At 43.5% G+C, this 13,683-nt stretch carries 12 protein-coding genes; 10 read left to right on the top strand and 2 right to left on the bottom strand.

Annotated features, from left to right (window positions below; translation table 11 throughout):
• Positions 1–5: 5 nt before the first annotated feature.
• Positions 6–824, bottom strand: a complete 819-nt coding sequence (locus tag ACGG81_RS07895; RefSeq protein ID WP_009261978.1) for a polysaccharide deacetylase family protein — start codon at positions 822–824, stop codon at positions 6–8.
• A 223-nt stretch (positions 825–1,047) separates the two neighbouring features.
• On the opposite strand from ACGG81_RS07895, the gene pepV reads away from it, so the two are divergent.
• The 7 genes from pepV to ACGG81_RS07860 all read left to right on the top strand — a co-directional run bounded on the left by pepV (position 1,048) and on the right by ACGG81_RS07860 (position 8,398).
• Positions 1,048–2,454 (top strand): dipeptidase PepV, encoded by a 1,407-nt coding sequence (gene pepV, locus ACGG81_RS07890; RefSeq protein WP_009261977.1) that lies wholly within the window; start codon positions 1,048–1,050, stop codon positions 2,452–2,454.
• A gap of 10 nt (positions 2,455–2,464) precedes the next feature.
• A complete protein-coding gene (locus ACGG81_RS07885) occupies positions 2,465–2,995 on the top strand; it encodes an ECF transporter S component (protein WP_009261976.1) in 531 nt (176 codons plus the stop codon).
• Entirely contained in the window at positions 2,970–3,437 is a 468-nt protein-coding gene (locus tag ACGG81_RS07880) for a DUF1893 domain-containing protein (protein ID WP_390107707.1), read from the top strand. Before ACGG81_RS07885 ends, ACGG81_RS07880 begins: the two co-directional genes overlap by 26 nt.
• A gap of 70 nt (positions 3,438–3,507) precedes the next feature.
• Positions 3,508–6,120, top strand: coding sequence for a DNA polymerase I (gene polA, locus ACGG81_RS07875; protein ID WP_390107705.1), 2,613 nt, complete (start codon positions 3,508–3,510; stop codon positions 6,118–6,120).
• Positions 6,065–6,727 (top strand): dephospho-CoA kinase, encoded by a 663-nt coding sequence (gene coaE, locus ACGG81_RS07870; RefSeq protein ID WP_119987157.1) that lies wholly within the window; start codon positions 6,065–6,067, stop codon positions 6,725–6,727. The genes polA and coaE overlap by 56 nt, the downstream gene beginning before the upstream one ends.
• Positions 6,724–7,521, top strand: coding sequence for an MBL fold metallo-hydrolase (locus ACGG81_RS07865; protein ID WP_119987154.1), 798 nt, complete (start codon positions 6,724–6,726; stop codon positions 7,519–7,521). The genes coaE and ACGG81_RS07865 overlap by 4 nt, the downstream gene beginning before the upstream one ends.
• Before the next feature lie 19 nt (positions 7,522–7,540).
• Positions 7,541–8,398 (top strand): DegV family protein, encoded by an 858-nt coding sequence (locus tag ACGG81_RS07860; protein WP_016438599.1) that lies wholly within the window; start codon positions 7,541–7,543, stop codon positions 8,396–8,398.
• Between the two features lie 100 nt (positions 8,399–8,498).
• On the opposite strand, the gene ACGG81_RS07855 is transcribed toward ACGG81_RS07860, so the two are convergent.
• Positions 8,499–9,719: a nucleotidyltransferase gene (locus ACGG81_RS07855; RefSeq protein WP_270602386.1), complete on the bottom strand. Its 1,221-nt coding sequence runs from the start codon at positions 9,717–9,719 to the stop codon at positions 8,499–8,501.
• Between the two features lie 140 nt (positions 9,720–9,859).
• Between ACGG81_RS07855 and mgtE the strand changes: the two genes are divergently transcribed.
• The 3 genes from mgtE (at position 9,860) to ACGG81_RS07840 (ending at position 13,601) form a co-directional block, all read left to right on the top strand.
• Positions 9,860–11,191 carry a magnesium transporter gene (mgtE, locus tag ACGG81_RS07850; protein ID WP_008975388.1) on the top strand — a complete coding sequence of 444 codons (1,332 nt, stop codon included), beginning with the start codon at positions 9,860–9,862 and terminating at the stop codon, positions 11,189–11,191.
• 136 nt (positions 11,192–11,327) lie between these two features.
• Positions 11,328–12,326 carry a phosphate acetyltransferase gene (pta, locus tag ACGG81_RS07845; protein WP_008975389.1) on the top strand — a complete coding sequence of 333 codons (999 nt, stop codon included), beginning with the start codon at positions 11,328–11,330 and terminating at the stop codon, positions 12,324–12,326.
• Positions 12,327–12,410: 84 nt separating this feature from the next.
• The gene (locus ACGG81_RS07840) at positions 12,411–13,601 is read left to right on the top strand and encodes an acetate kinase (RefSeq protein ID WP_008975390.1); all 1,191 of its coding nucleotides are present in this window, start codon (positions 12,411–12,413) and stop codon (positions 13,599–13,601) included.
• Positions 13,602–13,683: the final 82 nt, after the last annotated feature.

Below are 13,683 nucleotides of genomic sequence, written 5' to 3'. Positions count from 1 at the left end.
TGAAACTATGTTGTCTGGATCAGGTCGTTTAGAGAGCCGAAAGTATATCCCATCTCTTCCCATTTTGTGAGCAGTTCGTCTAAGATAGAGGCATTTGTGCTGGAAGTACTGTGGAGGAGGACGATCGCACCAGGGTGGATGCGGCCGAGTAGTTTTTCAAATGCTTCTTCCCTGGTCGGTTGCTGATCCTGATACCAGTCTACATAGGCGAGGCTCCAGAAAAAGGTGTGATACCCCATCTCTTTTGCCATCTGTAGATTGGCTTCGCTATATTTTCCTTGTGGCGGGCGGTAAAATTTTGTCATTTCTTCTCCGGTTGTTTTCTGGTAAAGTGTCGACAGTTCTCCAAGCTCTTTTTCGAATGCTTCTTTTGTAGAGATTTTAGACATGTCAGGATGGGTATATGTATGATTCCCAACGATGTGTCCTTCTTGCTGCATGCGTTTCACTAAATCCGGATTTTCTTTTAGAAAATTTCCGACGACAAAAAAAGTTGCAGGGACATGATGCTTTTTTAGCGCATCGAGGATTGGAACAGTATTTCCGTTTTCATATCCTGCATCAAAAGTAAGATAGATTATTTTCTTATCGGGATTTCCGGCATAAAATGCATTGTATTTTGAAAGTTCTCCGGAGGTGGCATTCCCGGTTGGTGTTTTTCCTTCTTCGGGAAAACTTAGTCCCCAGTTACCGTCGGCAGCTGTGGGGATTGCCTTCAAAGACTGTTGTTTCTGTAAATGGGCAGTCATGGTGCCGATACAAAATGCGGCGCTGAATAAGAAACATAGTTTGAAAGCAGAAATCAGATACTGTTTTTTGAACATAGAAAACTCCTGAAAGATATTGTTATTCTAATATATGGAAAATCAGAAGTCGTATGCATTAAGAAACAAAGCGAAATTTTTAAAAAAGATTGTAGTATCCCCCAAAGTGCAGTATAATAAGACACAAAGTGCGGCATATGACAGGAAATCTGCCATTGCCCGGAATACCAGAGTTTATCTCTGCGATTTCATTATAAGTCAGAAGAAGGGAAGGAAGAGATTTATGCAATACAGAGAACAGATTGAAGCTTATTTAGACGCACACAAAGAGGAAATGCTCGCAGATATCTGCCGTTTGATCAGAATCAATAGTACAAAAGGGGAAGCAGCCATCGATTGTCCGTTTGGGGAAGGACCGGCGAAAGCACTTGCAGAAGCACTTGAGATGGCAGAAGGATACGGATTTACAGTGAAAAATTATGAAAACTATGTCGGAACAGCAGATTTAAACGACATGGAAAAGCAGTTGGACATTTTGGCACATCTTGACGTAGTTCCGGCAGGTGACGGATGGAGCGTGACAGAACCGTACATGCCAGTTATCAAAGATGGAAGAGTGTATGGCCGGGGAAGTGCTGATGACAAAGGACCTGCAATTGCGGCAATGTATGCAATGCGTGCAGTGAAAGAACTTGGCATTCCATTAAACAAAAATGTACGTCTGATTCTTGGAACTGACGAGGAGTGTGGAAGCAGTGATATCGCACATTACTACGCGGTAGAGAAAGAAGCACCGATGACATTTTCGCCGGATGCAGATTTCCCGGTGATCAATATTGAGAAGGGAAGTCTGAATGGACATTTTGTTGCAAAATGGGACACAGAAGAGGTATCTCCACGTATTTTAAGTGTTTCTGGCGGCAAGATCGTCAACATTGTTCCGGGAAAAGCTACTGCAAGTGTAGTTGGAATTGGTAGCGCAGAGATTCTGGAGAAGGCAGAGCAGGTACAAAAGAAAACTGGCGTTGTCTTTACTTGTGAGGAATCAGAAGGAACTGTGATCATCCATGCAGAGGGAGAAGGCGCACATGCTTCTAAGCCGGAAGAAGGAAAGAATGCATTGACAGCACTTCTGGAATTATTATGTATGCTTCCATTTGCAGCATGCAGTACAACAGATGCAGTAGAAAAATTACATCGGATGTTCCCGTCCGGAGATCATCAGGCGGAGGCGCTTGGTATCAATCTGGAAGATGAACTTTCTGGGAAACTCACAATGAATTTTAGTGTTCTAGAGTTAAATGAAGATGGACTGGATGGAATCTTTGACAGCCGGATTCCGATTTGCGGTACAACAGAGAACGTATTAAATGTCGTAAAAGAAAGAATGGAAGAAGATGGGATCACATTATTAAATGAGACACAGAATCCGCCGCATCATGTTCCGGCAGATTCTCCTCTTGTTCAGACATTGCTTGCGTGCTATGAAGAATATACCGGACAGAAAGGAGAATGCCTGGCAATCGGAGGAGGTACTTATGTACATCACTTGGAAAGAGGTGTCGCTTTCGGATGCTCGATGCCGGGAACGGATAATAGAATGCATGGTGCGGATGAATTTGCAGTTGTCGATGAGTTGGTGCTCAGCGCTAAAATTTTCGCACAGGTAATCTGCGAACTCTGCTGTTAGGAATAAGTTGATGAGAACAAAAAAGATGATATACGGCGGTCTTTTGACTGCCGTTGGACTTGTACTGCCGCAGGCATTCCATGTATTTGGGCAAGGAGTGGGCATGGCATTTTTGCCGATGCATCTTCCTGTGATGATTGCCGGAATCTTGCTTGGACCTTGCTATGGCGGGCTGATTGGACTGATTGTCCCTCTCGTAAGCTCTATGCTTACCGGGATGCCGCCGGTACCTAAACTTTATTTTATGCTTGTGGAACTTGTGGCTTACGGAATTTTCACTGGAATTTTTATCAGAAAAATGAATGTGTATTTCACTTTGCTCAGCGCGATGATCCTTGGAAGAGTGTTGTATGGATGTTCCTTGATCATTGGTGTTAAGCTTTTGGGATTCCATTTCCCGTTTGCCAATATGGGAGCGTTTATGGCAGGGATTGTATCTGGAATTCCGGGGATGATCCTTCAGATCACGGTAATCCCACTTTTCTATTTTACATTAAAAAAGGGAGGATGGATGATTGAACGAGACAGAGGTGAGGAGTAAGGAGCAGAAGATCGAAGAACAACTGAGGAATGCGGTTACGATTCTGAAAGAGGAGCAGAAAAGCTGTGTAATCTTATCGGAAGATGGAGCGGTAAGGTGTTCGGATGCCATCGGGATCAAGCCGCTTATGGTGGAGCTGCGCGCAGACAGAAGAGCATTTCAAGGATCTGTAATTGCGGACAAGGTTGTTGGAAAGGCTGCAGCACTTCTGGCGGTTCTCGGAGAAGTTCAAGCCGTATTTGGAAGAGTTATGAGTGAGGGTGCTGTTAGTATATTTGAAAAGCATCAGATTCCATATCAATTTGAAACCCTTGTGCCGTATATTGAGAACAGGACAAAGGATGGCATGTGTCCGATGGAAGAGACGGTACAGTTGGTGGAAGATCCAGAGGAAGCGTTTGAAGCATTAGAAAAAACGATCGCCCGGTTGATGAAAAAATAAAATCTCTTTTAAAACGATCTGATTTGGTGTATGATAAATAAGAACGAGACACCGAAACGGAGAGAGAAGAATGAGTGAAAAAATTGTATTAATAGATGGACATAGTATTTTAAACAGAGCGTTTTATGGGGTCCCTGATCTGACGAATGCAGAGGGGCTTCATACAAACGCTATTTATGGTTTTTTGAATATTTTATTTAAAATATTAGAAGAAGAGCGCCCGGACTATCTGACCGTCGCATTTGATGTCCATGCTCCTACTTTCCGCCATAAGATGTTCTCGGACTATAAAGGGACGAGAAAACCAATGGCAGAGGAGTTGAGACAGCAAGTACCGGTGATGAAAGAAGTACTCCGTGCGATGAAGATAAAAATTGTAGAGCAGGAAGGCCTGGAAGCGGATGATCTGCTTGGGACAATCGCGGGGATCGGAGAGCGTGCAGGAATGGATGTGGCGATTTTGTCGGGGGATAGAGATTTACTGCAGCTTGCTACGGATCATGTCAAAATACGGATTCCAAAGACAAAACAGGGAAAGACAGAGATTGAAGATTATTATGCCGCGGACGTGAAAGCAAGGTATCAGGTAACTCCGCAGGAATTTATTGATCTGAAAGCGCTGATGGGAGATGCCTCAGACAATATTCCGGGAGTGCCGAGTATTGGAGAGAAGACTGCGACAAAGATTATCACAGAGTATGGGTCTGTGGAAAATGCTTATGCACATGTCGAGGAACTGAAGCCACCGCGTGCGGCAAAAGCATTAAAGGAACATTATGACAAGGCGCAGATGAGCAAAATCCTTGCCACGATTGAAGTAAATGCACCGATTTCTTACGAACTTTCAGAGGCAAAAATCGGAAATCTATATACCGAGGAAGCTTATGAGTATTTCCAGAAACTTCAGTTTAAAAATCTGCTCGGCAGATTCGATGTGGAAGCAAAGGGAAATCAGATAGAAAATGCATTTGTCCGTGTGACAGATAAACAGCAGGCAGAAGAACTGTTTGCCCGTGCAGGAAAAGAAACTTTTGTCGGAGTAAGCTTCGGGAAAGAAGAAAAAGATGCAGTACCGCTGTTTTCTCATTCTTCCGGATTTGGAAGTGTAGGACTTGCTTTTAGTGAGAAAGAAATCTACACGATTGTGGCAGAGGGAGAGCTTACGATGGAAGACCTGTTTTCGCTTGTGGGAACATTGGCTAAGACAACGGTTGTTGCATTGTTTGATGTGAAAGCAGCGCTTTCCTATGTGAGGATAGAAGATCCTGAGTCGTGCTTTGATGTCGGAATTGCAGCGTATCTGCTAAATCCGTTAAAAAGCGACTATACGTGGCTGGACGTGGCCGCAGAGCATTTGTCACTGCTTATCGATGAGAAGACAGAAGGCTATTGCAGAAGCTGCTACGAAGCATATGTAATCTGGGCGGCGGCAGCTGTGCTGGAAGAAAAAATGAAAGAGAGCGGGACGGAAGAACTATTCCGCACCATTGAGATGCCGCTTTTGTTTACTTTATTTGCAATGGAACAGGCTGGTGTGCGCGTGGAAGCGGAGGCACTCCGTTTTTATGGAGAGCAGCTTGGGACAAAGATTGTAGAGTTGGAAAAGGAAATTTATGCGCAGGCAGGAGAAGCGTTCAATATCAATTCGCCAAAGCAGCTTGGCGTGATTTTATTCGAGAAACTGAAACTGCCACATGGGAAGAAGACGAAGACCGGCTATTCAACGGCAGCAGATGTCCTTGATAAGCTTGCACCGGAATATCCAGTTGTCGAGAAGATCTTAGAGTATCGCCAGCTTACGAAATTAAAATCGACTTATGCAGATGGATTGGCGAATTATATCTGTGCCGATGGAAGAATTCACGGTAAGTTTAATCAGACGATCACTGCAACTGGACGAATCAGCAGTACAGAACCGAATCTCCAGAACATTCCGGTTCGGATGGAACTTGGAAGGCTGATCCGGAAAGTCTTTATTCCGGAAGAGGGGTATGTATTTGTGGATGCAGACTATTCACAGATTGAGCTTAGAATTCTTGCACATTGCTCGGGGGATCAAGAATTGATCCATGCCTATCGCGAAGCGAAGGACATTCACCGGATTACTGCTTCTCAGGTATTCCACACACCGTTTGATGAGGTGACAGAACTTCAGCGGAGAAATGCGAAGGCGGTAAACTTTGGAATTGTTTATGGAATCAGCTCTTTTGGACTGAGTCAGGACCTAAGTATTACGAGAAAAGAGGCTTCGGAATATATTGATCGCTATTTTGAGACCTATCCGGGGATTAAGAAGTTTTTAGATGACACAGTCGCCCATGCAAAAGAGATGGGATATGTTGTCACACTGTTTGGAAGAAGACGTCCGGTACCGGAACTTGCATCAAGCAACTTTATGCAGCGGTCTTTCGGGGAGCGTGTGGCAATGAATGCTCCGATCCAGGGAACAGCAGCAGATGTGATAAAGATTGCAATGATCGGAGTACACCGGGAATTGACGGAACGAAAGATGAAATCAAGACTGGTGTTGCAGGTACACGATGAACTTCTGATCGAGGCATATGAAGAAGAAGTGGAAGATGTGAAGAAAATTCTGAAGGAACAGATGGAGCAGGCGGCACAGCTGGATGTTCCGCTGGAAGTGGACATGCACACAGGACGAAACTGGTATGAGGCAAAATAGCATGAAGATTATCGGGATTACCGGAGGTGTTGGATCCGGGAAAAGTGAAGTGCTGAAGTTTTTAGAAAAAAATTATCAGGCGACTGTCTGCGAGGCAGATAAGATGGCGCATAAACTACAAATGCCGGGGGAGCGCTGTTATGAGAGAATTGTCGAACACTTTGGGGCGGAGGTTCTTGATGACGAAAAAGAAATCGACCGAAAAAAGCTTGGAGCGATTGTATTTGCAGATGCAGAAGAATTACAGTTTTTAAATCAGATGATCCATCCAGAAGTTAAGCGGGATTTTTTAGAACGGATCCAATCAGAACGTATGAAGGGCACAACACTTTTGATTTTTGAGGCGGCACTTTTATTGGAGGAGCATTATGAGGAAATCTGTGATGAGGTCTGGTATATTTATACAGAAAAAAGTATCCGCGTACAGCGCCTGAAAGAGGCTAGAGGGTATACAGAGGAGCGGTGCGAAGAGATTATGCAAAATCAGAATCCAGATGAGCTTTTCTTCCAGAAGTGCGACAGAGTAATTGATAATAGTGAATCTTTGGAAGAAACAAAGAGACAGATAAAGGAGATATTAGAAAAAATGGAGATACAGTCACGATGAGATTATGCAGTATAGCAAGCGGGAGCAGTGGAAATTGTATTTATGTGGGAAGTGATCATACGCATCTTCTGATTGATACGGGAATCAGTAAGAAACGAATTGAAGAAGGATTGAAAAATCTGGAGATCAAAGGAGAGGAACTGGATGGAATCTTACTTACGCATGAACATTCTGACCACATTCAGGGACTTGGTGTGTTCAGCAGAAAATATGAGATTCCTGTCTATGCTACACCAGGAACCATTCGAGGAGTCAGGGAATACAAAAAACTTGGAGAGATTCCTGACGGACTGTTTCATGAGATTGATGTAGATCAGAAATTTACGCTTGGAGATTTGAGTGTGGAAGCATTTGCGATCTCTCATGATGCGAATGAGCCGTCCGGGTACCGGATCGAGCAAGGTGGGCAATCGGTTGCAGTGGCGACGGATCTTGGGATTTATGATGAATATACCGTGTCAAAGCTACAAAATTTGGATGCGGTTCTTTTAGAGGCAAATCATGATATTCATATGCTGGAAGTGGGGAGTTATCCGTACTATCTGAAGCAGAGAGTTCTGGGAAATCGAGGACACTTGTCAAATGAATTGTCAGGTCGCCTTCTCTGTGATATTTTGCATGAGAATTTGAAACATGTCCTGCTTGGACATTTGAGCAAAGAAAATAATTATTCGGAACTGGCATATGAGACGGTGAAAATGGAAGTGCTGTTAAGTGATGTTCCGTACAAACCGGGAGATTTCCGGATGGAAGTCGCAAGGAGAGATGTGCCATCAGATATTATCACTGTTTAATGGCAAGAAGGAGAGATGTATGAAAAAGATAGCAATTGTAACAGACAGTAACAGCGGGATTACGCAGGCGCAGGCAAAACGTCTGGGGATAGAAGTAATACCGATGCCGTTTTTTATAGATGGGAAATTATATCTGGAAGACATTACGCTGACGCAGGAAGAATTTTATCAGCATTTGACACAAGATTCTGATATTTCGACTTCTCAGCCGGCGCCGGGAGAAATAATGGAATTATGGGATCGCCTTTTGGAAGAGTACGAGGAGATTGTACACATTCCGATGTCCAGTGGATTGAGCAGTTCGTGTGAGACTGCGATGGCGCTTGCAGCAGATTATGACGGCCGGGTGCGCGTAGTAAATAACCAGAGAATTTCTGTGACGCAGAGACAGTCTGTTTTGGATGCAATGGAACTTGCAGCAGAAGGGAAGAGCGCAGTGGAAATCCAGGAGCGTTTGGAGGAAGAAAAACTGGATGCGAGTATTTACATTACCGTAGATACCTTGAAATACTTGAAAAAGGGAGGGCGGATCACTGCGGCGGCAGCGGCAATCGGAACGGTGCTGAATTTAAAACCCGTTCTCCAGATTCAAGGCGAGAAACTCGATGCGTTTGCAAAAGTGCGTGGATGGAAGCAGGCAAAAAAAGCGATGTTAGATGCGCTGGAGAAAGACATTAAGGAACGTTTTGGAAAGGAAAAGGTATATCTCCAGGCTGCGTACACCTGTTCAGAGGAAGATGCTGCCAAATGGAAAGAAGAGATCGAGAGCAGATTTCCGGGATATGAGGTACATATGGACAAATTGTCTCTGAGTGTGGCGTGTCACATCGGGCCGGGAGCAATGGCAGTCGCATGTACAAAAGTGATGGGAAAATAATACGAATAGAGGAAGAATGATAGTAAAAAAACTCCGCCCTGCAAGGCAACTGAGAATCTAAAAAGATTTGAGAGCCTGGCTGGGCGAAGTTTTTTGCCTTTTAAAGGCGTATAATGGATTGTCTGTATTCGTTGTGAAAAGGCCTCTGAAATTTGTCTGTGACGACGGATTCATAGAGATTAGCGCTGTGAACGTCTTCTTGAATCATATCTTCGGCAGCTTTGGATGTGAGCGCGGCAGAAGCAAGCTTTGTGATCAGAGGGATACGGCTTTCCTTTTTCAGGAGTGAAAAGAGCGGGGTGGCTGATTTTTGGAATCCCAGTGTACGCGCATAAAGAGGGGGAACACTCTTATCAGGGTCCGGAATTTCCAGACAGACATGGAGAAGAGCACGGCTGATGCGCGTGTAGGTAAGCTCCTTTGTTTTTAACAGCTCGCAGAATTGTTCCCAGTTTTGGAACTGATCTCTGCATCGGATGATCCGGTTTGCAAGCGGTGAAGAGATATCCTGCCAATGCACGAGGGAGTCTGCAGTTTCCTGTAGCAGTCGGTATTTCAGCAAGAGAGAAAAGTCGTTGGAACACACTGGGAAGCGAATGTTATATGCCTCTTTGCAAAGTAGATGGACGGTCTCGGGAACATGCCCGACAAGGGTAGAAAGGGCATCTTCTCCTTGGGAGAGAAAAAGTTTGCGGATTGCAGAGGCAGAACTAAAAGTTTCATGAGGAACAGCGTCATGATAGTGTGCTCCTTGCCGCTGGATCGTGAGTGGACGGATGGGGCTCTTTCGTCGTTTCAATGCTTTTAGGTATTCAATTCCTAAAATATTGTTTGGTTCATTTAAAATATTGCAGAGCGCTTGGTCGTTGAGTGTCTGCAAGGCTGCTTTTTTTCGGGCTGCAGGATAAGAAAGGCCAGATTTTAGCGATGCCTGGAGTGCTTCTTTGAAACTGGCGGGCTCTTCCAAAAGAAATTGAGCGAGCGAAAGAAGCTTTTCAATCTCACCGCATTCACTTCCAAAACAAAGGAAATCAACACAGCCAAGCGCGTCTAGAAGAGATACAGCCCCAAAGGCGAAAAATTCTGCACTGCCTGTGGCATAGCGGACGGGAAGTTCTAAAACAAGAGAAGCACCACATTGAAGAGCCATCTGCGTGCGGACATCTTTTGGAAGAATTGCGGGACCGCCGCGCTGTACAAAGTCTCCACTCATGATGACGATCAGGTAATCGGCATCCGTCAGTTCTTTTGCTTTTTGAATGTGATAGAGATGTCCGTTGTGGAACGGATTGTATTCGGTGATAAGACCTGCGATTTTCATTGTTGGTTCTCCCTTTCTATAATCGTATTTCAGAATTATACTATAATATTTTTTGTTTGACAATCGAGGGAGAAGTCGATACACTTAAATTAGTGCGATTTATTTAAAGCAGGGTAAAAAAGAGAAGAGGGAGGGTGCATATGCCAGAAGAAAGAATTGAAGAACTACTTGAACAGCGTGATTTTAAACAGTTGAAGCTGGAGTTGGAAGATATGTATCCTGTGGATCTCGCAGAGATCATGGAAGAGTTGACAGATAAACAGGTTGTATTGATTTTCAGGCTTCTCCCAAAAGAGGAGGCAGCAGAGACTTTTTCGTATATGAATGCGGAGATGCGTCAAGTGTTGATCGATGCACTGACGGATTCGGAATTACAGGAAGTCATGGAAGAGATGTATATTGATGATACGGTCGATGTACTGGAGGAAATGCCTGCAAATGTGGTGGATCGTCTTTTGCTTGTGACAGATGAGGAGACGAGAAAGCAGATCAATATGTTACTCCAGTATCCGGATGACAGCGCTGGAAGTATCATGAATGTAGAGTACATCGCTTTGAGAAAAGAGATGACGGTGGCAGAAGCAATTTTAAAAATCAGGCAGGTCGGAATCAATAAAGAGACGATCTATACTTGTTATGTGACAGAAAAGAGAAAGCTGATTGGAAGTGTGGATGTCAAAGATCTTCTGACAACAGGTGAAAATAAGGTGATTGAAGAAATCATGGAGACCAACCCGCTGTTTGTCAGAACATTAGACGACAAAGAAGATGTGGCAAATACAATACACAAATATGGACTGATCGCGATACCTGTGTTGGATCAGGAGATGTGCATGGTAGGAATTGTCACGGTCGATGATGCGATGATCGTTCTGCAGGATGAGGCGACAGAAGATATGAGTGTAATGGCAGGTGTGGTTCCGAATGAGGAGTCTTATTTTGGTACGTCTGTCTGGAAACATGCCAGAAACCGTTTTCCATGGCTGCTGTTTCTTATGCTCTCGGCAACGATCACAGGTTTGATTTTAGGACATTTTGAGGCAGCGCTTGCAGTGATGCCGATTTTAAATACGTTTATTCCAATGTTGACAGGAACAGGAGGAAACTGTGGATCACAGAGCTCTACATTGATCATCCGCGGTCTGACAGTAGGAGAGATTGAGTTTAAGGATATCTTCCGAGTGTTGTTCAAGGAGATACGGGTAGCGCTTCTTGTAGGACTCTGTCTGTCGATGGTGAATGGAGTTCGCGTGATCATTATGTATGGCGATCCGCTTCTTGCATTTGCGATCGGATTGACAATGATTGCAACGATCCTGCTTTCTAAGACGGTAGGGTGTGTTCTTCCGCTGGTCGCAAAAAAATGTGGATTAGATCCGGCGATTATGGCAGCGCCGCTGATTACAACTTTAGTGGATACAGGTACAATTCTTGTGTACTTTGCGATTGTGACAAGGATTTTTCATATCTAATTTGGGAAAAATTTCGGAAGATTAGTGTAAATTAGCAAAAAATGAGAATTATTGACATATAATTAACAAAGCTTGTATACAAAAAGCATTTGCGCTATAATAAGATATATGAGAAAAATGAAAGGGGTCATAAATCATGGGATTTATTGATGTAATTAAAGCAAAAGCAAAAGCAGACAAAAAAGTAATCGTACTTCCGGAGACAGAAGACAAAAGAACTTATGAAGCGGCAGAAGCTGTTTTAAAAGAAGGCACAGCAAATCTGATTCTTGTCGGAAGCAAGGAAGAGATCGAGAAGAATGGAGCTGGATTTGATCTTACGGGAGCAGTGATCGTAGACCCTGCAACAGATGAGAGAACAGCTGGATATATTGCAAAACTCGTAGAGCTGAGACAGAAAAAAGGAATGACAGAGGAGCAGGCAAAAGAGATTCTTCTGACAAATTATTTATATTATGGAGTAATGATGGTGAAAATGGGAGATGCTGACGGTATGGTATCCGGAGCATGCCACTCCACAGCGGATACATTAAGACCATGCTTACAGATCTTAAAGACAAAACCAGGCACAAAATTAGTATCTGCATTCTTTGTTATGGTTGTTCCAGACTGTGAGATGGGAGAACACGGAACATTTATCTTTGGAGATTCTGGTCTTGAGCAGAACCCAGATCCAGAAAAACTTGCAGCAATCGCAATTTCTTCAGCAGAATCTTTCCGTACATTAGTTGGAGCAGAACCGAAAGTTGCTATGCTTTCCCACTCTACAAAGGGAAGTGCAAAACATGCAGATGTTGATAAAGTTGTAGAAGCAACAAAGATTGCAAAAGAGGCAGCTCCAGAATTAATGCTGGATGGAGAACTTCAGTTAGATGCAGCAATCGTTCCGGAAATTGGTGAATCAAAAGCTCCGGGAAGCAAAGTGGCAGGACATGCTAACGTACTGATTTTCCCGGATTTAGATGCAGGAAATATCGGATACAAACTTGTGCAAAGACTTGCAAAAGCAGAAGCATATGGACCGCTCACACAGGGAATTGCAAAGCCGGTTAATGATCTGTCACGCGGATGCAGCGCAGCAGACATTGAGGGTGTAATTGCAATCACAGCAGTACAGGCTCAGGCAGCAGAATAAAAGTGCATTAGACAGGAGAAATGTAAAAGTGGTAGCATTTCTTCTGTTAAAATAAAATATCATAACCAAACGGAGGAAAGAAACATGAATATTTTAGTAATCAACTGTGGAAGTTCTTCTTTGAAATTCCAGCTGATCAACTCAGAATCAGAAGGAGTTCTTGCAAAAGGACTCTGTGAAAGAATCGGAATCGACGGAAAGCTGACCTATCAGCCAGAGGGTGGAGAAAAGACAACATCTGATAAGGCAATGCCGACACATACAGAGGCTATTCAGTTTGTAATCGATGCCTTGACAGATGAGAAGACAGGTGTTGTAAAGAGCCTTGATGAGATCAATGCGGTTGGACATCGTGTTGTACATGGCGGAGAGAAATTTGCAAGTTCTGTAGTGATCGATGACGAAGTGTTAAAAGCAATTGAAGAATGTAACGACCTTGCACCATTACATAATCCTGCAAACCTGATCGGAATCAATGCATGCCGTGAATTAATGCCGGGAGTTCCTATGGTAGCTGTATTTGACACAGCATTTCATCAGACAATGCCAAGCAAAGCATATATGTATGGACTTCCATATGAGTATTATGAGAAATACAAAGTAAGACGCTACGGATTCCATGGTACAAGCCACAGCTTTGTATCAAAGAGAGTTGCAGAACTCGTTGGAAAAGCTTACGATGAGACAAAGACAATCGTATGTCATTTAGGAAATGGAGCAAGTATCTGTGCAGTGGAAAATGGAAAATCCGTGGATACTTCTATGGGACTTACACCGTTGGAAGGACTTGTAATGGGAACACGTTCTGGAGACATTGATCCTGCAATCATGGAATTCCTTGCAAAGAAAGAAAATCTTGACATTGCCGGACTTATGAACGTACTGAATAAAAAATCAGGAGTATATGGACTTTCTAATAACTTATCAAGCGACTTCAGAGATTTAAGTGAAGCGGCAGCAGACGGAAATGAAATTGCAGAGCTTGCGTTGGATGTATTTGCGTACAGAGTAGCAAAATATGTTGGAAGCTATACAGCTGCAATGAACGGAGTAGATAATATCGTATTTACAGCTGGAATCGGAGAAAACTCAGCAATCGTTCGCACGATGGTATGCAAATATTTAGGATATCTTGGAATTGAGATTGATGAAGAGCTGAACGGAAAACGCGGACAGGAAATCATTATCTCTACACCAGAATCGAAAGTAAAAGTGCTTGTAGTTCCTACAAATGAAGAACTTGCGATTGCTCGTGAGACAGTTGCCTTAGTTTAATTTCTGATTATTTTGTGGAAGGAAGATAAGAAAAAAGTCTGTGCCAGACTTTTTTCTTATTTTTGTCATATAAAAGCATTGA

Source organism: Faecalimonas umbilicata, assembly GCF_042846195.1.
Taxonomy (GTDB): domain Bacteria; phylum Bacillota; class Clostridia; order Lachnospirales; family Lachnospiraceae; genus Faecalimonas; species Faecalimonas umbilicata.
This window is presented reverse-complemented; position numbering and strand designations above follow the sequence as displayed.

Coding starts and splice junctions, on each gene's coding strand:
- ACGG81_RS07895 (WP_009261978.1), bottom strand. CDS start 824: ATGTTCAAAAAACAGTATCTGATTTCTGCTTTCAAACTATGTTTCTTA.
- pepV (WP_009261977.1), top strand. CDS start 1,048: ATGCAATACAGAGAACAGATTGAAGCTTATTTAGACGCACACAAAGAG.
- ACGG81_RS07885 (WP_009261976.1), top strand. CDS start 2,465: ATGAGAACAAAAAAGATGATATACGGCGGTCTTTTGACTGCCGTTGGA.
- polA (WP_390107705.1), top strand. CDS start 3,508: ATGAGTGAAAAAATTGTATTAATAGATGGACATAGTATTTTAAACAGA.
- coaE (WP_119987157.1), top strand. CDS start 6,065: ATGTTCCGCTGGAAGTGGACATGCACACAGGACGAAACTGGTATGAGG.
- ACGG81_RS07865 (WP_119987154.1), top strand. CDS start 6,724: ATGAGATTATGCAGTATAGCAAGCGGGAGCAGTGGAAATTGTATTTAT.
- ACGG81_RS07860 (WP_016438599.1), top strand. CDS start 7,541: ATGAAAAAGATAGCAATTGTAACAGACAGTAACAGCGGGATTACGCAG.
- ACGG81_RS07855 (WP_270602386.1), bottom strand. CDS start 9,719: ATGAAAATCGCAGGTCTTATCACCGAATACAATCCGTTCCACAACGGA.
- mgtE (WP_008975388.1), top strand. CDS start 9,860: ATGCCAGAAGAAAGAATTGAAGAACTACTTGAACAGCGTGATTTTAAA.
- pta (WP_008975389.1), top strand. CDS start 11,328: ATGGGATTTATTGATGTAATTAAAGCAAAAGCAAAAGCAGACAAAAAA.
- ACGG81_RS07840 (WP_008975390.1), top strand. CDS start 12,411: ATGAATATTTTAGTAATCAACTGTGGAAGTTCTTCTTTGAAATTCCAG.